The sequence below is a fragment of the Arthrobacter sp. D3-16 genome, from assembly GCF_054408515.1.
This window is the reverse complement of record NZ_CP096437.1, coordinates 2,891,621-2,912,356: the sequence shown is the minus strand read 5'-3', so window position 1 is coordinate 2,912,356 and position 20,736 is coordinate 2,891,621. Positions and strand designations below refer to the sequence as shown.

Below are 20,736 nucleotides of genomic sequence, written 5' to 3'. Positions count from 1 at the left end.
TCGGTTCCCTGCGGGAGCACTGCACCTGGATGGGCGCGCTCACCCACGCGTCGCTGGTGGAGTACCTCCTGGAGGAGGCCTATGAGGTCGCCGAAACGATTGAGGCCGGCACCGCCGGCGGCACCAGCACAGAAACAGCCGATGCCGAACTCCGGGGCGAGCTGGGCGACGTCCTGCTCCAGGTGGTGCTGCATGCCCGGCTCGCCCAAGAGCGCGGCGCCTTCACGTTCGACGACGTCGCGCGCGGGCTCAGTGCCAAGATGATCCGACGGAACCCCCATGTGTTCCGTCCGGACGGCTCCCTGCAGGACACTTTTCCGGCCACCATTGATGAGATCGTGCAGAAGTGGGACGCCGTGAAGCGGGCCGAGCGGCCGGAGCGGCGGGATCCCTTTGAGGGGATCCCGCTGGCCCTCCCGGCGCTGGCCCGGGCCCAGAAGTCCATCGACCGGGCGGTCAGGGCGGGCACTGCCGTTCCGCCGCCGGCTCCCATTCCGGGAACGGAAGAAGAACTCGGCGAGCTGCTGCTCGCCGTCGTGCGTTCCGCCCACGCCAACGGGTTCGACGCCGAGCGTGCCCTGCGCGGTGCGGTCCGGGATTACCAGCAGAGCATCCCCGAGCAGCACCAACAGAGATAACCGCACCATCATGACGTCCGGGGGCTGGATAGGTTTCCGTAACCCGGACCACTCTCGACTACGCTGGTCCGTGACGAGTACGTCGAGTCTTTCTGCAAGATCCCCCCGTTAATCGCCCATAAGGAGCAAATTCATGGCGCTTATCGATGCCATCCACGCCCGCGAGATCCTCGATTCCCGTGGCAACCCGACCGTAGAAGTAGAGGTCCTGCTCTCCGACGGCCAGATCGGCCGCGCAGCAGTTCCCTCCGGCGCTTCCACCGGTGAGCACGAGGCCGTTGAACTGCGCGACGGCGACAAGGGCCGTTACCTCGGCAAGGGCGTCCAGAAGGCTGTTGACGCCATCATCGACCAGATCGCTCCGGCGCTGACCGGCTTCGACGCCACGGACCAGCGCAGCATCGACCAGGCCATGCTGGACCTGGACGGCACGCCGAACAAGGGCAAGCTGGGCGCCAACGCCATCCTGGGCGTTTCCCTGGCTGTTGCGAACGCAGCTGCCGCCTCCGCGGACCTGCCCCTGTACAAGTACCTCGGCGGTCCGAACGCCCACGTCCTGCCCGTCCCGCTGATGAACATCCTCAACGGCGGCTCGCACGCTGATTCCGACGTCGACATCCAGGAATTCATGGTTGTCCCGCTGGGTGCCGAGACCTTCTCCGAGGGCCTGCGCTGGGGCGTTGAGGTGTACCACGCGCTCAAGTCAGTGCTGAAGGAAAAGGGCCTGGCCACCGGCCTGGGCGACGAAGGCGGCTTCGCTCCGAACCTGCCGTCCAACCGTGCAGCGCTGGACCTGATCCAGGAAGCCATCAAGAACGCCGGCTACACCCCGGGCAAGGACATTGCGCTGGCCCTGGACGTTGCCTCCTCCGAGTTCTTCACCGACGGCGCCTACCAGTTCGAAGGCAAGTCGCTGACCTCCGCCGAGATGAGCGCGTACTACACCGAACTCGTCGCGGACTACCCGCTGGTCTCCATCGAAGACCCGCTGGACGAAAACGACTGGGACGGCTGGAAGACCCTCACCGACTCCATCGGCGACAAGGTGCAGCTGGTTGGCGATGACCTTTTCGTCACCAACCCCTCCATCCTGCAGCGCGGCATCGACACCAAGACCGCCAACTCGCTGCTGGTCAAGGTCAACCAGATCGGTTCCCTCACCGAAACGCTTGACGCCGTGAGCCTCGCCCAGCGCGCCGGCTACACCACCATCACCTCCCACCGCTCCGGCGAGACCGAGGACACCACCATCGCCGACATCTCAGTGGCCACCAACGCCGGCCAGATCAAGACCGGCGCCCCGGCCCGGTCCGAGCGCGTTGCGAAGTACAACCAGCTGCTGCGGATCGAAGAGGAACTCGACGACGCCGCACGCTACGCAGGCCGCAGCGCGTTCCCGCGTTTCAAGGGCTAGTAGCCGCATAAACGACGAAGCGGTGGCTATGGTTGAAAGACCATAGCCACCGTTGTTGTTTCGGCAGTATTAGTTTCAGCCCAGCTAGTGGCGGCCCAGGCAGGCTGCGCGTTTCAGGAGTGTCATGGCTACCCGCCGTCCCAAAGTCCCAAAGGTCGCCTCTTCCCGTTCGGGCACAACGGGGCCAGGCCAGGAAACGGACGGCGACGCCGATGTCATCCGGGCGGATTTCGGTTCCGCCAAGGACAAGCCCGGCACGGACGGCGTCCCCCGAAAAGCCGCGCCCCCGACGGCGGGCAACGCCGCGGGTGGCCACTCGCAGGGTTCCAGGAATGCCTCGAGGCCTCACGGGGCCACGACGCCTGCGGGCGGAAAGAAGGGGAGCAGTTCCCCAGGCGCCTCGCAGGCAGCCGGCACGGAAACGCCCGAAGACCAGCAGCCAGTCCCGGCCAAGGCGTTTTCCGGACGGATGCTCGCGCTGGCCGTGGTCATGATAGCCATCACCATCATGCTGGCGCCCACCGTGAAGATTTTCTTCGACAAAAAGGCCGAAATCGCGGCCCTGAACGCAGACATTGCCGCACGCGAGGCCGAAGGCGACAGCCTCCGGCAGCAGGTTTCCCGCTGGCAGGACCCCAACTACGTGAAACAGCAGGCCCGAGACCGCATTAACATGGTTATGCCGGGCGAAACCGGCTACTGGGTCTTCGGCAGCGATCTGCCCGCCGGAGAGAGCGGTAGCCAGACCGGCGCAGCAGCACAAGACCCCGCCGATCTGCCGTGGGTGGATTCCCTGTGGGAGTCCATCACGCGCGCGGCCACAGACTGAACCGCAAAAGGAAGGACGGCCCGCGACAGTGGAACCCAACACGGCAGCCGCCCGGGACGAATCCCGCCAGCCATCACCGCGAGACCTGGAAGTACTGAGCCGCCAGCTGGGACGGCCGGTCCGTGACGTGGTGGAGATTCCCGCGCGCTGCGTCTGCGGCAACCCGCTGGTAGCCGCCACCGCTCCCCGCCTCGGCAATGGAACCCCGTTCCCCACCACCTTCTACCTGACGCATCCGGTCATTACCTCTGCGGTTTCCCGGCTCGAGGCTGCGGGCGTGATGAACGTGATGAACGAACAGCTGGCCGGCGATGACGTACTGGCCGCCGCCTACCGCTCCGCGCACAACGCATACCTGGAGGCACGCTCGGACATCGGTGAACGGTCCGGCATCGGAGCCGTCCCTGAAATTGACGGGATCTCCGCCGGCGGCATGCCAACCCGCGTCAAATGCCTGCACGTCCTGGTGGGGCATTCACTCGCAGCCGGCCCGGGAGTCAACCCGCTGGGGGACCAGGCCATCGCAGCAATCAGCGAGTGGTGGACCGCGGACAGGTGCTTCTGCGACGGCGCCTGGGACACCACCGGGGAAGCACCGTCGCGGGACCTCAGCCGCCACGGGCCGCAGGGGCTGCCGGACATCGTAGGCCGCCCTGCGCCCGTGAGGAAGACCACCGGCACGGCAGAGGCCGGGGAATGACCCGCGTCGCCGCCATCGACTGCGGCACCAACTCCATCCGCCTCCTCATCGCCGATATCGAACACAACAACGGGACCGCCAGCCTCAAGGACGTCGTGCGGGAGATGCGCGTGGTGCGGCTGGGCCAGGGAGTGGACGCCACCGGTGAATTGGCTCCCGAGGCGCTGGAACGCACTTTTGCGGCGGCCGGCGAGTACGCCCGCCTGATCCAGGAGCACGGAGCCCAAAAGCTGCGTTTCGTTGCCACCTCCGCCAGCCGCGACGCCCGGAACCGGGACGTCTTCGTGGACGGCATCCGGGACCTCCTGGGCGTGGAACCTGAGGTCATCTCCGGAGACGAGGAAGCAGCGCTGTCCTTTGCCGGCGCCAGCAGCGTCCTGCCCATCCTTGACGGCCAGGAGGTACTGGTGGTTGACCTGGGCGGCGGCAGCACCGAATTCGTCCTGGGCACGGCAGCCGGGGTGACGGCAGCCAAGTCCGTGGACATCGGGTGTGTGCGGCTGACCGAACGGCATCTGCGCGAGGACCCGCCCACGTTCGAACAGATAGCCGCTGCGGAAGCTGATGTGGACGCCGCCATCGCCCGCGCTGGCCAGGACGTTCCGCTGGAACGCGCCACCGCCGTCGTCGGGGTTGCCGGTTCCATTACCACCATCACCGCACACGCGCTTCAGCTGACCGAATATTCGCCCAACGCCATCCACGGGACTGAACTGCCCCTGGCTACAGTCCGGGATGCCGCCACGGATCTGCTGACCATGGCGCGCTCGGACCGCGCCGCCCTGCCCTACATGCACCCGGGCCGGGTGGACGTGATCGGCGCAGGCGGGCTGGTCTGGCGCCGCATCCTTGAGCAACTGGCGGGCTTGACCGGCGGGCGCATCGCAACTGCCACCGCCAGCGAACATGACATTCTCGACGGCATCGCCCTGAGCATCGGCTGACGGCCCATGCACAAACAAACAATGGGGAAGAGGCCGCTGCTTGGCCGGGCCGGCCCAGCCCTGCTCGCGCTGGTCCTGGCGGGCGGCTTCCTCGTCAACGGTCTTTTTGCAGCCTCCGCGGCGCAGGCGGACGAATGGCGCGACAAGCAGTACTGGCTGGCCGAGGCCGGCATCACCAAGGCGTGGGAGGTTTCCAAGGGCGCCGGAGTGAAAGTTGCCGTCATCGACAGCGGTGTGGACGCCCGGCATCCCGACCTCAAGGGAGCCGTGGCCGGCGGCTACGACGCCTCCGGTTCAGGCCAGCCCGATGGCCAGAAGGGCGTGGGCTCCAAGACCGAACACGGCACGCTCGTGGCCACCATGCTGGCAGGACGCGGCCACCAGCCCGCGGACGCCACTCTCAGTCCATCACCTGGCCCCGCAGCACTACCGCCGGACGGAATCGTCGGCGTGGCCCCGGAGGCCCAGGTCCTTGCTGTGTCCACGTGGCTGGGCTCCACGAACCCCTCGGGCAAAAGCGACCAGGACCAGATTCCGGAGGCCGTCCGGTGGGCGGTGGACAACGGCGCCAAGGTCATCAACATTTCCCTGGGCAGCACCACCCCGCAGTGGCCGCAAAGCTGGGACGCGGCTTTTCTCTACGCCGAGCAAAAAGACGTAGTGATCGTGGCTGCGGCCGGCAACCGGGTGGGTGGCAACATGCAGGTGGGTGCTCCGGCCACCATTCCTGGCGTCCTCACCGTCGCCGGCCTGGACCGCAAGGGCGCGGCCAGCGTTGACGCATCCTCGCAGGGAATCAGCATCGGCGTCGCGGCGCCGGCGGAAAACCTTCTCGGCGGCGTTCCCGGCGGCGGCTATGCGGAATGGGCAGGAACCTCCGGTGCCACCCCCATTGTTGCCGGCGTGGCGGCGCTGATCCGGTCCAAGTGGCCGGCGATGTCGGCGAAGCAGGTCATTAACAGGATTGTTTCGACGGCAAAGGATGCCGGAGACCCCGGCAAGGATCCTCTGTATGGCTACGGGGTGCTCGACGCCGAGGCGGCCTTGAAGGACACCGTTCCCGAGGTCAGCGCCAACCCGCTGGGGTCCATCGCCGAATGGATCCGCGTGCACCGGCGGGGCAACCTCGCCACTCCCGCCCCGCTGCCTACCTCGGAAGTTCCCAGTGCCGTACCAACTTTGCCGGAGGCAACTGTGCCTGCGGCTGAGCCGCCGTCGCAGCGGGACACTGCCCTCGGCGCCGCGGTCGTGATCGGTTTCAGCGTGTTGTTCGTGGCGATCATCGCGGCAGCCGTCATTCAGCTCCGGCGGGCGGCGAGGAGCCCGGCTGAGGTGACCGAGGAGCCCGACACCGGCGTGATGGACAGCGTGGATTCCGGCCGCAAAACCTGAGGCAGGAAGGCTGTCCGGCAGTTAGTGAAGATTTTCACAAACTGCTGTATCCTTAAACTATGGCAACCACCCCAGAGCTCCAGGATCGTCCCCGGGTACTCGTCGTCGGCGGCGGGTACGTCGGCCTGTACGTAGCACTCAAATTGCAGAAGAAGATCGCGAATGCCGGTGGCATCGTCACCCTCGTGGATCCACTGCCCTACATGACCTACCAGCCGTTCCTGCCCGAGGTGGCCGGCGGCAACATCGAGGCGCGCCACGCTGTGGTCTCGCACCGCCAGCACCTCAAGCAGACCGAACTGATCCAGGGCCGCGTGACCTCGATCGACCACGCCAACCGCACGGCTGTGGTGGCTCCGGCCGACGGCGGCGCCCACTTCGAGGTGCCCTACTTCGACGTTGTGATGGCCGCAGGTGCCATCACCCGTACGTTCCCCATCAAGGGCCTTGCTGACAAGGGCATCGGTCTGAAGACCATCGAGGAAGCCGTTGCCCTGCGCAACAAGGTCCTGGAGCGCATCGAAGTTGCCTCCACCATGACCGATCCCGCTGCCCGCGCCAAGGCCCTCACCTTCGTTGTGGTGGGCGGCGGATTCGCCGGCATCGAGTGCATCACCGAGATGGAAGACCTCGCCCGTGCCGCCGTGCGGAACAACCCGCGCATCAAGCAGGAGGAAGTCCGCTTCGTCCTGGTTGAAGCCATGGGCCGGATCATGCCGGAAGTTACCGCCAAGCAGGCCGAATGGGTTGTGGAGCACCTGCGCAGCCGTGGCATCGAGGTCCTGCTGAACACCTCGCTGGACAGCGCCGAAGGCACCCTCAAGCTCATCAACTTGCCGGACAAGACCCCCGCCCAGGAGTTCGAAGCCGACACCCTTGTGTGGACCGCCGGCGTGCAGGCCAACCCCATGGTCCGTTCCACCGACTTCCCGCTCGAGCCGCGCGGCCGCGTCCGTGTCCTGCCGGACCTTCGGGTCGCCGGCGATGAAGGCATCGTCGACAACGCCTGGGCAGCCGGCGACGTCGCCGCTGTTCCCGACCTCACCGGCAAGGGCCTCCCGGACGGCACCTGCGTCCCCAACGCCCAGCACGCGCTCCGCCAGGCGAAGCGGCTCGCCAAGAACCTGTGGGCCTCCCGCTGGGACAAGCCGCTGAAGGACTACAAGCACAAGAACCTGGGTGCCGTTGCCGGCTTCGGCGAGTGGAAGGGTGTTGCCAACATCAACCTCGTGGGCAGCATCGGGCTCAAGGGCGGACTCGCCTGGCTCGCGCACCGCGGCTACCACGGCATGGCCATGCCCACGTTCGAGCGCAAGTTCCGCGTCATCTTCAACTGGATCCTGAGCTTCTTCGCTGGCCGCGACACCACGCAGCTGATGGACCTGGACAACCCCCGTGGTGCCTTCGTGGCAGCAGCTACCCCGGCTCCGAAGCCGGCCTCCGCACCCGCTGCGGACGCGCCTGCCCCGGTGGCCGGCGGATCCGGTTCCACCAAGGTGGACTCCAAGGAATCGGTCACGGCCAACGCCAAATAGGCCGGCCCCGCTTTAACGCACGACGGCGGCTGTCCCCTTCGGGGATGGTCGCCGTTTTGCGTTTGCCCGGCTGCCCACATGCGGGCTGGCCAGGCACGGCTCCTCACCCGGCGCCAGGCCGCGCCTTCTAGACTGGCAGCATGACTGGTGAGAAGAACCTCCAGGCCCTGCTCACAGGGATGCGCCCGGTGCGGCGGCCCGGCGAATACGTTTACGTCCTATGGCCGCACGGGCGGCCCTTGGCGGCCGGCATCGAAGCGGCGGTCAGGGAAGCTGAGGGCCTCACTGTGGTCCTGCCCCGCGCCGAGGCGGACAGCGAAGGGCTGCCCTACGACTTCGTGGATCACCCTGCAGATCCACTCGGCACTGGAGGCCGTGGGATTAACCGCGGCCGTCAGCAGGGCCCTCACGGATGCGGGGATCAGCTGCAATGTACTGGCCGGGTTCCACCATGACCACCTGCTGGTACCGGTTGCGGACGCGCCACGCGCCCTTGAGGTGCTGGCTGAACTCGCCCGGCAGGGCCGGCACGTGCAGGATGGGCAGCTGCCAGGGGCCGGGCTGGTGCTGCGCGACGAGACTCCAGCCGACCGGGACGCGATCCTCGCCCTGACAGCCGACGCCTTCGCTATCTCACCGGCTACCGGTCTTCCGGCGGACGGGGAGCCGGTTGAAGTCAACGTGCTCCGCGATCTCTTCGATGCAAAGGAGTACCTCCCGCAGTTCAGCGTGGTTGCGGTCCTTGACGGCCAGGTGGTGGGGCACGTGATCAGCACACGCGGGTGGGTGGGGGACCAGGAACTTTTAGGCCTCGGGCCCATCGGAGTCACGCCGCGGCTCCAACGGCAGGGCATCGGTTCCGTCCTGATGAAGGAGAGCATCGCCAGGGCCAACGCCGCAGGGGAAACCGGCATCGCACTGCTGGGCAGCCCCGACTACTATTCCCGCTTCGGATTCGTTCCGGCGGCCACTCTGGGGGTGCTCCCGCCGGAGGAGGCCTGGGGCGAATATTTCCAGCTCCTGCCGCTCGCCATGTGGCACGGCGGGGTCCGGGGGACCTTCCGGTATGCCGAACCGTTCACGCGCCTCTGACGGGATACCATGGAGCCGTTGCCCCAGTAGCCCAATTGGCAGAGGCAGCGGACTTAAAATCCGCGTGTTGTGGGTTCGAGTCCCACCTGGGGTACTTGGCAAAGCCTGGCACCGAATGCCCGGCTTATCGGGGAAGCCGTCCGCGTCGCGGGCGGCTTCCCGCATTTAATTCCACATATGCAACGACTGTTATAAGGATGTGACCTCAGTCACTTATCTTCGCCCGGGATATGCACTAGCTTGAAGCTAAATCAGGAACACCTGATTTTTCGTGTCAAAGGCCGTTCGCACCTTTAGATCGAGGAGCTCGTAAATGACTTTATTCCCCCAGGCGGGAACCCGCGTTGCCAAGCTGACAGCGCTTGGCATCGGCGTCGCCTTTATGGCAACGGCTTGCGGCGGTTCGTCCACACCCACGGCGTCCGAAACCGCCACCGGATCGGCGGCAGGAATTGCATGCCCTGCCCCCGGCTCTACCGGCGGGAGCACCGCCCAGGCCACTGGCGCGGGCGGCGCGGTCCCTCCGTCCACGGGCACTACCGAGACCCCGCTGAAGCTCGGGTCCCTCCTGCCCACCACGGGTTCGCTGGCGTACCTCGGCCCGCCGGAAATCGCCGGTGTTAACCTCGGTGTCAAGGAAGTCAACGACGCCGGCGGCGTCCTCGGGAAGCCTGTCGAAGTAGTACACCGCGACTCAGGCGACACCAAGACGGACATCGCCACGCAGTCCACTGCGGCCTTGCTCGGCCAGGGCGTCAACGCCATCATCGGCGCAGCCTCCTCCGGTGTGTCCAAGACGGTCATCAACCAGATCACTGGCGCCAACGTGCTCCAGTTCTCGCCCGCCAACACCTCGCCGGACTTCACCACGTGGGACGACAAGGGCCTGTACTGGCGCACAGCTCCCTCAGACGTTCTCCAGGGCAAGGTGCTCGGCAACTACATGGCCACCTGCGGCGCCCAGACGGTCGGCATGATCGTCCTGAATGACGCCTACGGCACAGGGCTGGCGACCAACATCAAGGCTGCATTTGAGGCAGCCGGTGGCAAGGTCGTAGCTGAGGAGCTCTTCAACGAAGGCGATACCCAGTTCAGCAGCCAGGTGGACAAGGTCATCGCAGCCAAGCCCGATGCCATCGCCCTGATCACATTCGACCAGGCCAAGAGCATCGTTCCGCTGATGACCGGCAAGGGTGTAAACGCCACCCAGATGTTCCTGGTGGACGGCAACACCTCGGATTACAGCAAGGACTTCGAGCCAGGGACCATGCAGGGAGCCCACGGCACCTTCCCGGGAACCTTCGCCAACGAATCCTTCACCAAGAAGCTTCTGGAGGTGGACCCGGCGCTGAAGGACTTCACCTACGGCGGTGAATCCTACGATGCTGTGAACCTGATCGCACTGGCGGCTGAAGCTGCCGGAAGCACCAGCGGCCCCGAAATCGCCAAGCAGCTCAAGGGAGTCTCGGAGGCCGGTGAGAAGTGCACCAGCTTCGCCTCCTGCGTTACGCTGCTGCGCGAGGGCAAGGACATCGACTACGACGGCCAGTCCGGCCCTGTAACGTTCTCCGACGCCGGTGACCCGACCGAGGCCTACATCGGTATCTACGAGTACACCAACGAGAACAAGCTCAAGCCCCTCCAGTCGGAGTTCGGCAAGCTGTAAACGCCACTCCCGATACACCAAAGAGCCCCTGTCCGACCGGACAGGGGCTCTTTGTGTGGCGCTTGCCTTTACTCGACGGTATCGGCCAGCGTGCCGAGGTACAGCTGAATGACCTTGGGGTCCTTCATCAGTTCGCGGCCCGTGCCGGTGTAGGCATCCCTGCCCTGGTCCAGGACATAGCCGCGATCGCAGATCTGGAGGCAGCGGCGGGCATTCTGTTCCACCATGATCACTGAGACGCCGGCGCGGTTGATCTCGTGGACGCGCAGGAAGGTTTCGTCCTGCTTGACGGGGGAGAGGCCGGCGGACGGCTCGTCGAGCAACAGCACGGCCGGGTCCATCATCAGTGCCCTGCCCATGGCCACCATCTGCCGCTCACCGCCTGAGAGGGAGCCGGCACGCTGGGCGCGGCGCTTGCCGAGTTCAGGAAACAGGCCGGTGACGAAGTCGAACCGCTCCGCGAAGTCCTTGGGCCGCTGGAACATGCCCATCTGCAGGTTTTCCTCGATGGTCAGGGTGGCGAACACGTTGTTGGTCTGGGGGACGAAACCCACACCCCGGGACACGAGTTTGTTCGCTTTGAGCCCGGTGATGTCCTGCCCGCGCACCACGACTGTCCCGGAATGAACCTTCACGAGGCCGAACATGGCTTTCAGCAGAGTGGACTTGCCGGCTCCGTTGGGTCCGATGATGCCGATCAGTTCGCCCTTCCGGGCCTCGATGCTGCACCCGTTCAGGATGTTGACCCCGGGAAGGTAACCGGCCACAAGGTCGGTAACCTTAACCACTGAGTCGCTGTCGCTGACTGGCTGTGCGGCGGGTGCCGTGCTGGTGCTGCTCATGGGGTGTCCTTCTCTGTGCTGCCGGTCTCCGAGCTTCCGTGGCGCCCGCGTGGTTGATCGCCCTGTGGCTGGCCGTCCCCACTGCGGGCTGGTTGGCCACCCTCTGCCGCCACAACGTCCACGGCGATGATGCCCGCATTTTCTGTTCCAACGATGGATTCTTCGTCGGCCACAAGTTCCGCCGCAAGCTCCTTGATGCCCTCGGAGTCTCCGAGGTCAACGTCGTGGTGGGCGCCCAGATAGGCGTCGATGACTGCGGGGTTCTTCATGACCTCCCCGGGGGGACCTTCCGCAACCACCTTTCCTTCGGCCATGACCACTACCCAGTCGGCGATATGCCGGACCATGTGCATGTCGTGTTCCACGAAGAGGACCGTCATGCCTTCGGCTTTGAGGTTCTTGATGTGGTCCAGCAGGGACTGCGTCAACGCAGGGTTGACGCCTGCCATGGGCTCATCAAGCATCACCAGCTTGGGCCGGACCATGAGGGACCGGGCCATTTCCAGGAGCTTGCGCTGGCCGCCGGAAAGGGAAGCCGCGTAGTCGTCCTTCTTGGCGTCGAGTTTGAACTTCTCGAGCAGGACATCGGCTTCGGCGGTAATCTGCTTTTCCCTGCCGCCCCAGATGCCTTTGAACAGGGCCTTGGCGAGGCTCTCACCGGGCTGGTTTGCGGCGCCAAGCCGCATGTTTTCCATCACGGTCAGCTTGCCCATGACTTTGGTGAGCTGGAACGTGCGCACCATTCCCATCCGCGCCACCTTGTAGGGGGACACCCCGGCCAGGCTCTGGCCTTCGAACTGCCACTTGCCGCTGTTGGGCGTGTCAAAACCGGTCAGCAGGTTGAAGAGGGTGGTTTTGCCGGCTCCGTTGGGGCCGATAAGTGCCGTGATCTTGTGGCGGGGAATTTCCAGGTATTCGACGTCCACGGCATTGATGCCGCCGAAGCTTCGGGTGACGTTTTCCGCGACCACGATAGGGTCCCGTTTTTTGCAGCCCGGGCCGGTCTCGCCGGCGGCTATGGGACGGGTGTCCGTCATGTAGTCCGGGTCCCCCGCCTGAGTGGTGGTGAATTCTTCGCTGTGCTTGCTCATGCGAACGCCAACTCCTTCTTGTTTCCGAAGACGCCCTGTGGCCTGAAGATCATCAGCAGCATCAGGGCGACGCCAACCAGGATGTAGCGCAGCTGCCCGGCCTGGACCGTGTTGAGCCATGTGACCGCACCTGACTCGATCAGGCCATAAAGGATCCCTTGGGTCAAGGAGAGGACCACCCAGAAGATCATGGCGCCGATGACCGGCCCCAATACCGTGGCCATGCCGCCGAGCAGGAGGCAGGTGTAGAGGAAGAACGTAAGTTCTGTTCCATAGTTTGCCGGCTGTACCGCTCCGCGGGGGAGGGTAAAGACCATGCCGGCGAGGGCGCCCAGGACACCGCCGATGATAAGGGCCTGCATCTTGTATGCGTAGACGTTCTTGCCCAGTGACCGTACGGCGTTCTCGTCTTCACGGATGCCTTTGAGCACCCGGCCCCAGGGGCTGCGCATTAGCAGCCAGACAAGCGTGCAGCAAAGGATCACCAGCGCCCAACCCACCACGCGGATGAAGAAGTCACGGCTGTTCATGCCGAAGTAGGAGCCTTCGGGGAACGGGTTCATGGAGTAGAACCCGCCTTCGAAGGCAGCCAGGCCGTTGGCCGATCCCGTGACGGAGGTGAGTTGGTTGGTGGTGACGATGTACCGGACGATTTCGGCCGCCGCAATGGTGACGATGGCGAGGTAGTCGGCACGGAGCCTCAGGGTGGGGATGCCCAGCAGCAACGCAAAAATGGCTGAGGCAATGATGGCGATCAGCAGTCCCACGAAGAACGGGACGCCAAAGCTGAGGGTGGAAATGGCGAAGCCGTAGGCCCCCACGGCCATAAAGCCCGCCTGGCCGAAGTTGAGCAGCCCTGAGTAACCGAAGTGTACGGCGAGGCCGAGTGCGGCCAGGGCGTAGGCGGCCGTCGTCGGGCTGAATATCTCAGCGGCGGCACTGGCAAGAATGAATCCAAAGTCCATGGCTGTCTCCTAACCCACGCGCTCGCGTCGGCCCAGGATTCCCTGTGGCCGGAACAAGAGGACAACGATCATGATGAACAGGGCTCCCACGTATTTGAGGTCGGCGGCGAGGCCGAACACGGTGGTCAGCTCCACGAAGATGCCGACGATGATGGAACCGATCAGGGCGCCGAAGACGGTGCCGAGCCCGCCGAGGGTTACGCCGGCGAAGATCAGCAGCAGGATGGCGGAGCCCATGTCGAACGTGACGCCCGGACGGTAGTAGGCCCAGAGGATGCCGCCGAGCGACGCCAGCATGCCGCCGGTGATCCAGACCAGCCTGATCACAGCGTCGACGTCGATTCCCGATGCCGCAGCGAGGGCGGGGTTGTCCGCCACTGCACGGGTGGCTTTGCCCAGCCTGGTTTTCAGCAGCACGATGCCGATCAGGGCGATGACCACCGCGCTGATACCCAGGGACCAAAGGTTGTTGGGTGAGATGGAGACCGGGCCGAGCTGGATCTCAGGGCTTTGGGCGAACGGCAACTGTTGGGTTGCGCCGCCGAAGAAGAACTGGATGACGTAACGGACGGCAAGGGCAAGGCCGATGCTGACGATCATCATGGGCACCAGGCTCGTGCCGCGGCGCCGCAGGGGCCGCCACAGCCCCCGGTCCTGGACGTAGCCGAACAACCCGCCGCCCAGCAGGGAGAGGATGATGGCCAGCCAGAACGGAAGTCCGATCGCATTGAGGGCAAACACCAGGACCGCACCGAGGGTGACCATCTCGCCGTGGGCGAAGTTGGTCAATCCCGTGGTACCGAAGATCAGCGAGAGGCCGACCGACGCCAGTGCGAGCAGTAGCCCAAAACTCAAGCCGGCCACGAGCCGGTTGAGCAGGTTCTGGCCGAAGTCCTGCTGCTGGACCACGATGCCTTTGCCGAACGCGAAGATGACTGACAGGTTGGACGTCTGGCTGAACGTCACCTCGCGGGGGTTCTCCTGGCCCTCGGCCAGGGTTATGCCCTCAGGCAGGGTCGATTCGTCCAGCTCCACCGTGTAGGTCCCCTGCTCGGGCACCCCGATACTCCAGGACCCGTTCGCGGACGACTTGGCGGTGCCGGTGAAGTCGCCGCTCTTGGCGGTGATGGTCACGTCCGCCAGGGGTGCGCGCGTATCGTCACGGAGAAATCCGCTGATGTTGTTCTGGAAGGTTTGGTTCGACGGGGATGGTGTCGGTGAGGGGGAAGTGGCCTGGGATGCCGGGGCCACCACGAGGAGGATTGCCAGGATGGACGCGCTGATGGCTCCCAATAGTCTTAGCAACCCGCGGCGTCCTCCGGCCGGCAGGCCTTGGGATGTACTTCTCAAATTGAAAACCTCCACTTGGGGGGCGGTCTCGGCTGCGCCATTGCAACCGGTGCGAACGGATGCAGGGCTGGGATGATGCCATAACGCCCTGCACCCGTCACACATGTGAGTTCCGTCACCCTGCTTGGCTTATGCTACAGCCCGAAAGAACCTATAAATGCCCGGATTGGAGGCGCCAGCATAGCGATCAGGTAACAACTGAGCTGAACGCCGGGCCTTAACCGTGGAAGAGCAGGAGGAAACCTTTGTTGAGCCACGGTGCTTCCCGGAGGGGTCGGACGGCCTGGTGGACTCCTGGCCCCAGAGGCGATGTGGCGTCAGCACGTCACGGTTGGGTTGCACCCGTGGCCGCAGGGAACTTTTAGCAGTGCCGCGACGTGAAAATTGGTAGCGTAAACCATAAGGTTCACAAACACACCCATCAATGGAGGAATCCCGCAATGGCACTTGGCGGCAACCCGATCTTCAACGGAAAAAGCTTCCGTGGAGCCACCCAGGCACCGCCTGTCCCGCAGGCTCCCTATGGCCAGTCACCATATGGCCAGTCACCGTACGGCCAGTCACCGTACGGCCAGGCTCCTTATGGCCAGCAGGGCTACGGGCAGCAGCCCATGACCGACGAGCAGCTGCAGCAGATGTACAACCAGCCCGCAGCAGGTCCGGCTGATACCGGACGGATGACCTTCGACGACGTCATCGTCAAGACGGCAGCCTGCCTTGGCGTCGTGGTTGCCGGTGCTGCCGTCACCATGTTTGTCAGCATGGGGCTTGCTTCGCTGCTGATGATTGTCGGTGCTCTTGGCGGCTTCGTCCTGGCACTGGTCAACACCTTCAAGAAGCAGCCTTCGCCGGCCCTCATCCTGGCGTACGCCGGACTGGAAGGCCTCTTCCTCGGTGGTCTGACACGTATCCTCGATGCGCAGTTCCCGGGCGTTGGCCTGCAGGCAGTGATTGGCACCCTGTCCGTGTTCGCCGTGACCCTCGTTCTGTTCAAGAGCGGCAAGGTCCGCGCCACGCCCAAGGCGATGCGGTTCTTTATGATCGCGATCATCGGCTACGCGGTCTTTGCGCTGATCAACATGGTCATGATGATGACCGGTGCCGTGCAGGAGCCCTTTGGCCTACGGACAAGCGTGGAGATCTTCGGCATTCCGCTGGGTGTTTTCATCGGCCTGCTCGCCATCGGCCTGGCAGCCTTCTCGCTGATCATGGACTTCACCAGCATCGAAGCGGGTGTCCGCAGCGGTGCTCCCCAGCGTTTCTCCTGGACGGCGGCCTTCGGCCTCACCGTCACGCTGGTCTGGCTCTATGTTGAAATCATCCGCCTGCTCGCCATCCTGCGAGGGGACGACTAGCAAACCCCGGCGTCGTCCCGCCGTCGGACGACGCCCGGTACATACGCAAAACAACTGAGGGCCCCACCGGAAGGTGGGGCCCTCAGCCGTTGTTCCAGACTTACGCGATCAGCATGGCGCCGGCCGCCGGCGTTACCGTGAAAATGTCCGGAGCGGTGAAGCCGGCATGGGCAAAGGCACTTACGACGGCGTCTCGCACCTTTTGCTCAGAATCGACGGGAGTGAGCGCAATGGCCGCGCCACCAAATCCGCCGCCGGTCATCCGGGCACCAATGGCCCCGTTGGCCCGGGAAGCCTCCACGGCCAGGTCCAGCTCCGGGCAGGAGATCTCGAAGTCGTCGCGCATGGAGGCGTGGCTCGCGTCCAGGAGGGGACCGATCGCTGCCGGCCCCTGGCCCGCGAGGAGCTCCACGGTCTGAAGTACGCGGTCATTCTCGGTGACCACGTGGCGCACCCGGCGGAACGTCACGTCGTCCAGGAGCCCTGCCGCTTCCTCCAGGTCGCCCACCTGCACATCGCGCAGTGCCTTCACTCCCAAAACCTCGGCCCCCAGTTCACAGGAGGCCCGGCGGGAGGCGTAGCCGCCGTCCGCATGCGAATGTGACACCTGGGTGTCGATGACCAGCATCACCAAGTCCGCCGGTTCCGTTTCAAACGGAACCAGGCTCACATGCTGGTCCCTGCAGTCCAGGAAGACGGCGTGGCCCTTCGACCCCCGCAGCGAGGCAGACTGGTCCATGATTCCCGTGGGCGCACCTACGAAGTCATTTTCGGCCTGCTGGGTGGCGAGGACCATCTCCTCGGCCTGCAGCCCTGCACCGGTCAGTTCGTTCAACGCGGTGATGACAGCGCACTCGATGGCATGGGAGGAGGAAAGCCCAGCGCCGAGCGGGACATTCGAGTCCAGCAGCAGGTCAACGCCCGGAACCTCGATGCCCCGTTCCCGCAGTGCCCACATAACGCCCAGCGGATACTTGGTCCAGCCCTTGGCCGAGCCGGGCTTCAGGGAGTCGAGTGAGGCGGTCACCAGGCCCTGGTCGCCGTAGGTGGACAGGAGCCGCACGGTGGCATCCGGGCGCACGGCTACCGCCACGCGTGCGGTCCGGTCGATAGCGAAGGGCAGGACGAATCCCTCGTTGTAGTCCGTGTGTTCTCCGATCAGGTTCACGCGGCCGGGTGCCTGCCACACTCCAGCCGGAACACCGCCGAACTCCCGGGTAAACCGTGCGGCCAGGTCTTCGGTGGCAGTGCTCTCAGGTGTGGTCAGCGGGTCAGGTCCGGCACTCAAGCGGGGGCTCCTTCGGGCAGGGCTGCCGAAAAGGCAGCCGGGGAGGGTGTTGAAGCTGGAACGGTGACGTTGCGCAGGCGCTCTGCCACACTTTCCGGGGTGGTGTCATTGATAAAGGCTCCCATGGCCGCCTCCGACCCTGCGAGGAACTTCAGTTTGTCCGCGGCCCGCCGTGGTGATGTGAGCTGGAGGTGGAGGTAGCTCGCGGGACGCAGCAGTGCATCCAGCGGGGCCTGGTGCCATGCGGAGATGTACGGCGTCGGAGTGGGGTAGAGGGCATCCAGCCGTTTGAGCAGGTCAAGGTAGACGTGCGCCAGCTCGTCCTTCTCCTCTCCGCTCAGCGCCGCCAGGTCCGGAACCTGACGGTGGGGAACCAGATGGATCTCAAGTGGCCAGCGGGCCGCGAACGGGACGTAGGCGCTGAAATTTTCGCCTTCCATGATCATCCGGCTGCCGTCCTCGCGTTCTGAGCGCAGCAGCGAGCCCGTCAGGGTCCCGCGGCCGTCTGCCGCGTCGTAGAACTTCCGGGCAGCAGCGCCGAGGACGCCGGCGCGCGGGGCGACGTAGGGGTAGGCATAGATCTGGCCGTGCGGATGGTGGAGGGTGACGCCGATATCCGCGCCACGGTTTTCGAAGGGGAAGACCTGCTTGATTCCCTGGAGGGCGCTCAGGGCCGCGGTGCGCTGCGCCCATGCCTCGATAACAGTGCGGGAGCGGGCTTCGCTCAGGCCGCTGAAGGAACCGGTGTGGTCCGGGGTGAACGCCACCACTTCGCAGCGGCCATAAGCCGGGCCCGTTGTCCCCCATGCCGCTTCCGCCGGGACGGCGCCCAGAGCCGGGCCGAGGGAAGGGAAGCGGTTCTCAAACACCACAACGTCGTAGTTGCCAGCCGGTATTTCTGATGGATTGCTGGCGGTGGTGGGGCAGATGGGGCACTGGTCGGCCGGCGGCAGGTGGGTGCGGCTTTGGCGGTGGGCTGCTACCGCCACCCATTCACCGGTGAGGGCATCGAACCGGACTTCGCCCGGCTCGCTCCTTGGCGGCAAGGGCCGGTGGTCCGTGGTGGTGCGTGCAGTCCGCGCTTTGAGGGCGTGGGCGTCATCAAAATAGATCAGTTCCCTGCCGTCGGAGAGCCTGGTGCTGGTGATTCCCGTCATGGATCCCGTCCTGTTGGTGGCGCTGCAAATTAACACTATTGTGCCACGGTTCGCCCAAAAGAGAATAGAAACTAACAAAATCCAACAAGGGCACGATGCCAGCACTGGCGCCGGCGCTGTACGGTATTGCTCATGACTTCCGATTCATCCCCCGAAACCAGCGTCGGTTCAGGCTACCGGGCGTACGCAACCGGCCGGCAGTATGAACTCCGGCGGGGAGACGCCTTGGCAGTCGTCACCGAACTGGCCGCCGGACTCCGCTTGTTCAGCAGGGGAGGAGTCCAGCTGACGGAAACCTACGGGGATGACGAGATCCCGCCCGGCGGGTCCGGGATCACGCTTGCGCCTTGGGCCAACCGCGTCGAAGACGGCCAGTGGTTCCTGGACGGCAAGAAGCAGCAGCTTGCCATCACCGAGGTGGCACGCAACAACGCAAGCCACGGACTCCTCCGCAACGCCTCCTACGCGCTCGTTGACGAGTCCGAACATTCAGTCACGCTTGAGGCCACCATTTTTCCCCAGCACGGATACCCCTTCCTGGCGCGCCACCGGGTGCAGTACCTCCTCACTGAAGACCTTGGCCTGGAGGTCCGCCAAACGTTGGCCAACGATTCCAGGAAGGCTGCCCCCGTCGTCCTCGGGGCCCATCCGTATCTGCGGTTGGGGGAAACCCCGGTTGAGGAACTCGTATTGACTGTGTCCGCTGATACCCAGCTGCTGGCTGACGAACGCCTCATCCCGCGCAGCAGCGCGCCCGTCCAGGGCGACACCGACTTCCGGGCAGGGTTGCATGTTGCCCCGCTGAACGTGGACGTCGCCCTGACCGGCCTGCAGTTTGAAAGGGGCAGGGCGCGGCACGTGCTGGCGGCTCCGGATGGCCGGCAGGTGAGCCTTTGGCAGGATGAATCATGCCAATACGTCCATGTCTACGTCAGCACGCAATACCCGGACCGGAGCCGCGCGGTGGCTGTTGAACCCATGACCGGTCCCGCCAACGCCTTCAACTCCGGCGACGGACTCCGGTGGGTGCAGCCGGGCGAATACTTCACTATGTCGTGGGGGATCGACTACCGTCCCGGTGCCGCCGGCTAGCAGTTTCCCATTAGGCCGTGGCTGGGGAATTATTAGGCTATGACGCCAGCCGAGGATCCCGTATCGCCCGACCCTCAACTTCCTGTACGGCAACCATCCGCTGCGCCGGCCAACGGAACTCCGCCATTGCGCGTCTTGACGGACCGCGAACTGGACAAGGACATTCCCTACGGAGTGCGCATCGCCGCATCATGGGCCTGGCGCCTGGGACTCATCCTCCTTGTGGGCGGCGCCTTGGTTTGGCTGCTGCGGGGAATCAGTTTCCTCATCATCCCGGTGATGGTCGCCGCCCTCCTGGCCGGCCTCCTGAGCCCGGTGGTGGGTTGGTTGAAACGGCGCAGGATCCCCGGCGGGGCGGCTGTGGCCATTACGGTGGTGGGCTTCCTGGGCCTGATCGGGGGATCGCTGGCGCTGGTGGGCAGGCAACTCGTCGCCGGCTTCGGGGAACTCTGGTCCGAAGCGCTGACCGGCATACGGCAGATCCAGAACTGGCTGTCCGAGGGGCCTCTCCACCTCACGGCAGACCAGATCGATCAGTACCTGCAGGAAGCCAGCACCGCGCTGCAGGACAACACCAGCAATATCCTTAGCGGTGCGCTCTCCTTCGGCAGCAGCGCAGGGCATTTCGCGGCGGGACTGGTCCTTGCGCTCTTCGTCCTCATCTTCTTCCTCCTCGAAGGCGACCGGATCTGGGCGTTCCTTGTCCGGCTGTTGCCACGGAAGGCACGGGCGGCGACGTTCGGCGCCGGGCGCAAGGGCTGGGCTTCGATGGTCAGCTATGCCCGCATCCAGATGTTTGTGGCATTTGTGGATGCAGTCGGCATCGGCCTGGGTGCGGCGATTATCGGCGTCCCGCTGGCGCTGCCCCTAAGTGTGCTGGTGTTTATCGGTTCGTTTATCCCGATCGTCGGCGCCCTGGTGACAGGAGCCATTGCCGTACTGCTCGCGCTGGTGGCGAACGGCCCCATCAACGCCCTGATCATGCTCGGTATCGTGCTGCTGGTTCAGCAGCTGGAGAGCCACATCCTTCAGCCACTCGTGATGGGCAAGGCGGTAGCCCTGCATCCGGTGGCAGTGATCCTCTCGGTAGCGGCCGGTTCCTACCTGGCCGGGATTCCCGGAGCGCTGTTCTCGGTGCCCGTCCTCGCCGTCGCAAACTCGGCCGTTCGCTACATCGCGGCCAGAACGTGGGAACATGAACAGGTGTTGGCATCACCTGCAGGCTCGGTGGCTGCCGGCGCCGGCCCGGACAACACCATTACGCGTGCTGACCCGCCGGACGCCCTCAAAGGCGGCGTGGACGCCGCAGCCAGCACCGATGCAGAACAACCTGACGCCCGTTCGAACGGCGCGGCGCCAGGGCCGAAATCCAGAGGAGATTAGTCC

At 65.0% G+C, this 20,736-nt stretch carries 19 protein-coding genes and 1 tRNA gene; 14 read left to right on the top strand and 6 right to left on the bottom strand.

Translation table 11 applies throughout. The annotated features are described in order from the left end of the window. Positions 1-29 precede the first annotated feature (29 nt). The 11 genes from M1D32_RS13765 to M1D32_RS13715 all read left to right on the top strand — a co-directional run bounded on the left by M1D32_RS13765 (position 30) and on the right by M1D32_RS13715 (position 10,210). On the top strand, positions 30-638 hold the full coding sequence (locus tag M1D32_RS13765) for a MazG nucleotide pyrophosphohydrolase domain-containing protein (RefSeq protein WP_458782193.1): 609 nt from the start codon (positions 30-32) through the stop codon (positions 636-638). Between the two features lie 133 nt (positions 639-771). Beyond that, positions 772-2,052 carry a phosphopyruvate hydratase gene (gene eno / locus M1D32_RS13760; protein WP_079595716.1) on the top strand — a complete coding sequence of 427 codons (1,281 nt, stop codon included), beginning with the start codon at positions 772-774 and terminating at the stop codon, positions 2,050-2,052. Positions 2,053-2,176: 124 nt separating this feature from the next. Continuing rightward, positions 2,177-2,881: an FtsB family cell division protein gene (locus M1D32_RS13755; protein ID WP_458779204.1), complete on the top strand. Its 705-nt coding sequence runs from the start codon at positions 2,177-2,179 to the stop codon at positions 2,879-2,881. 28 nt (positions 2,882-2,909) lie between these two features. Continuing rightward, the gene (locus M1D32_RS13750; RefSeq protein ID WP_458779203.1) at positions 2,910-3,581 is read left to right on the top strand and encodes a DUF501 domain-containing protein; all 672 of its coding nucleotides are present in this window, start codon (positions 2,910-2,912) and stop codon (positions 3,579-3,581) included. Beyond that, complete coding sequence (locus M1D32_RS13745) at positions 3,578-4,525, top strand: Ppx/GppA phosphatase family protein (protein ID WP_458779202.1); 948 nt, start codon at positions 3,578-3,580, stop codon at positions 4,523-4,525. The genes M1D32_RS13750 and M1D32_RS13745 overlap by 4 nt, the downstream gene beginning before the upstream one ends. A gap of 21 nt (positions 4,526-4,546) precedes the next feature. Beyond that, positions 4,547-5,917, top strand: coding sequence for a S8 family serine peptidase (locus M1D32_RS13740; protein ID WP_458779201.1), 1,371 nt, complete (start codon positions 4,547-4,549; stop codon positions 5,915-5,917). 59 nt (positions 5,918-5,976) lie between these two features. Further along, complete coding sequence (locus tag M1D32_RS13735; RefSeq protein ID WP_458779200.1) at positions 5,977-7,452, top strand: NAD(P)/FAD-dependent oxidoreductase; 1,476 nt, start codon at positions 5,977-5,979, stop codon at positions 7,450-7,452. Between the two features lie 140 nt (positions 7,453-7,592). Then, complete coding sequence (locus M1D32_RS13730) at positions 7,593-7,907, top strand: ACT domain-containing protein (protein WP_458779199.1); 315 nt, start codon at positions 7,593-7,595, stop codon at positions 7,905-7,907. Next, a complete protein-coding gene (locus tag M1D32_RS13725) occupies positions 7,828-8,544 on the top strand; it encodes a GNAT family N-acetyltransferase (protein ID WP_458779198.1) in 717 nt (238 codons plus the stop codon). The genes M1D32_RS13730 and M1D32_RS13725 overlap by 80 nt, the downstream gene beginning before the upstream one ends. A gap of 20 nt (positions 8,545-8,564) precedes the next feature. Then, positions 8,565-8,638, top strand: a tRNA-Leu gene (locus M1D32_RS13720). A 219-nt stretch (positions 8,639-8,857) separates the two neighbouring features. Continuing rightward, positions 8,858-10,210: an ABC transporter substrate-binding protein gene (locus tag M1D32_RS13715; protein WP_458779197.1), complete on the top strand. Its 1,353-nt coding sequence runs from the start codon at positions 8,858-8,860 to the stop codon at positions 10,208-10,210. 68 nt (positions 10,211-10,278) lie between these two features. On the opposite strand, the gene M1D32_RS13710 is transcribed toward M1D32_RS13715, so the two are convergent. Genes M1D32_RS13710 through M1D32_RS13695 form a run of 4 tightly spaced genes read right to left on the bottom strand, consistent with a single transcriptional unit; the run spans position 10,279 to position 14,458 of the window. Continuing rightward, on the bottom strand, positions 10,279-11,052 hold the full coding sequence (locus M1D32_RS13710; RefSeq protein WP_458779196.1) for an ABC transporter ATP-binding protein: 774 nt from the start codon (positions 11,050-11,052) through the stop codon (positions 10,279-10,281). Continuing rightward, positions 11,049-12,143: an ABC transporter ATP-binding protein gene (locus M1D32_RS13705; RefSeq protein WP_458779195.1), complete on the bottom strand. Its 1,095-nt coding sequence runs from the start codon at positions 12,141-12,143 to the stop codon at positions 11,049-11,051. The genes M1D32_RS13710 and M1D32_RS13705 overlap by 4 nt, the downstream gene beginning before the upstream one ends. Continuing rightward, entirely contained in the window at positions 12,140-13,108 is a 969-nt protein-coding gene (locus M1D32_RS13700; RefSeq protein ID WP_458779194.1) for a branched-chain amino acid ABC transporter permease, read from the bottom strand. The genes M1D32_RS13705 and M1D32_RS13700 overlap by 4 nt, the downstream gene beginning before the upstream one ends. Positions 13,109-13,117: 9 nt before the next feature. Next, positions 13,118-14,458, bottom strand: coding sequence for a branched-chain amino acid ABC transporter permease (locus tag M1D32_RS13695; protein WP_458779193.1), 1,341 nt, complete (start codon positions 14,456-14,458; stop codon positions 13,118-13,120). Positions 14,459-14,898: 440 nt separating this feature from the next. Between M1D32_RS13695 and M1D32_RS13690 the strand changes: the two genes are divergently transcribed. Beyond that, a complete protein-coding gene (locus tag M1D32_RS13690; protein ID WP_458779192.1) occupies positions 14,899-15,813 on the top strand; it encodes a Bax inhibitor-1/YccA family protein in 915 nt (304 codons plus the stop codon). Between the two features lie 100 nt (positions 15,814-15,913). On the opposite strand, the gene galK is transcribed toward M1D32_RS13690, so the two are convergent. Both galK and galT read right to left on the bottom strand, forming a co-directional pair. Next, positions 15,914-17,101: a galactokinase gene (galK, locus tag M1D32_RS13685; protein ID WP_458779191.1), complete on the bottom strand. Its 1,188-nt coding sequence runs from the start codon at positions 17,099-17,101 to the stop codon at positions 15,914-15,916. After that, a complete protein-coding gene (galT, locus tag M1D32_RS13680) occupies positions 17,098-18,258 on the bottom strand; it encodes a galactose-1-phosphate uridylyltransferase (RefSeq protein ID WP_458779190.1) in 1,161 nt (386 codons plus the stop codon). The genes galK and galT overlap by 4 nt, the downstream gene beginning before the upstream one ends. A gap of 132 nt (positions 18,259-18,390) precedes the next feature. Between galT and M1D32_RS13675 the strand changes: the two genes are divergently transcribed. Beyond that, on the top strand, positions 18,391-19,350 hold the full coding sequence (locus M1D32_RS13675) for an aldose 1-epimerase family protein (protein ID WP_458779189.1): 960 nt from the start codon (positions 18,391-18,393) through the stop codon (positions 19,348-19,350). 39 nt (positions 19,351-19,389) lie between these two features. After that, a complete protein-coding gene (locus M1D32_RS13670; RefSeq protein WP_458779188.1) occupies positions 19,390-20,733 on the top strand; it encodes an AI-2E family transporter in 1,344 nt (447 codons plus the stop codon). The last annotated feature ends 3 nt before the right edge of the window (positions 20,734-20,736 follow it).

What these genes read in the sequence shown, in the direction of transcription:
- M1D32_RS13690 (WP_458779192.1), top strand. Translation starts at nt 14,899, where the DNA reads ATGGCACTTGGCGGCAACCCGATCTTCAACGGAAAAAGCTTCCGTGGA.
- M1D32_RS13765 (WP_458782193.1), top strand. Translation starts at nt 30, where the DNA reads ATGGGCGCGCTCACCCACGCGTCGCTGGTGGAGTACCTCCTGGAGGAG.
- M1D32_RS13740 (WP_458779201.1), top strand. Translation starts at nt 4,547, where the DNA reads ATGGGGAAGAGGCCGCTGCTTGGCCGGGCCGGCCCAGCCCTGCTCGCG.
- M1D32_RS13745 (WP_458779202.1), top strand. Translation starts at nt 3,578, where the DNA reads ATGACCCGCGTCGCCGCCATCGACTGCGGCACCAACTCCATCCGCCTC.
- M1D32_RS13670 (WP_458779188.1), top strand. Translation starts at nt 19,390, where the DNA reads ATGACGCCAGCCGAGGATCCCGTATCGCCCGACCCTCAACTTCCTGTA.
- M1D32_RS13755 (WP_458779204.1), top strand. Translation starts at nt 2,177, where the DNA reads ATGGCTACCCGCCGTCCCAAAGTCCCAAAGGTCGCCTCTTCCCGTTCG.
- M1D32_RS13715 (WP_458779197.1), top strand. Translation starts at nt 8,858, where the DNA reads ATGACTTTATTCCCCCAGGCGGGAACCCGCGTTGCCAAGCTGACAGCG.
- M1D32_RS13735 (WP_458779200.1), top strand. Translation starts at nt 5,977, where the DNA reads ATGGCAACCACCCCAGAGCTCCAGGATCGTCCCCGGGTACTCGTCGTC.
- galT (WP_458779190.1), bottom strand. Translation starts at nt 18,258, where the DNA reads ATGACGGGAATCACCAGCACCAGGCTCTCCGACGGCAGGGAACTGATC.
- M1D32_RS13730 (WP_458779199.1), top strand. Translation starts at nt 7,593, where the DNA reads ATGACTGGTGAGAAGAACCTCCAGGCCCTGCTCACAGGGATGCGCCCG.
- M1D32_RS13700 (WP_458779194.1), bottom strand. Translation starts at nt 13,108, where the DNA reads ATGGACTTTGGATTCATTCTTGCCAGTGCCGCCGCTGAGATATTCAGC.
- M1D32_RS13675 (WP_458779189.1), top strand. Translation starts at nt 18,391, where the DNA reads ATGACTTCCGATTCATCCCCCGAAACCAGCGTCGGTTCAGGCTACCGG.
- eno (WP_079595716.1), top strand. Translation starts at nt 772, where the DNA reads ATGGCGCTTATCGATGCCATCCACGCCCGCGAGATCCTCGATTCCCGT.
- M1D32_RS13710 (WP_458779196.1), bottom strand. Translation starts at nt 11,052, where the DNA reads ATGAGCAGCACCAGCACGGCACCCGCCGCACAGCCAGTCAGCGACAGC.
- M1D32_RS13705 (WP_458779195.1), bottom strand. Translation starts at nt 12,143, where the DNA reads ATGAGCAAGCACAGCGAAGAATTCACCACCACTCAGGCGGGGGACCCG.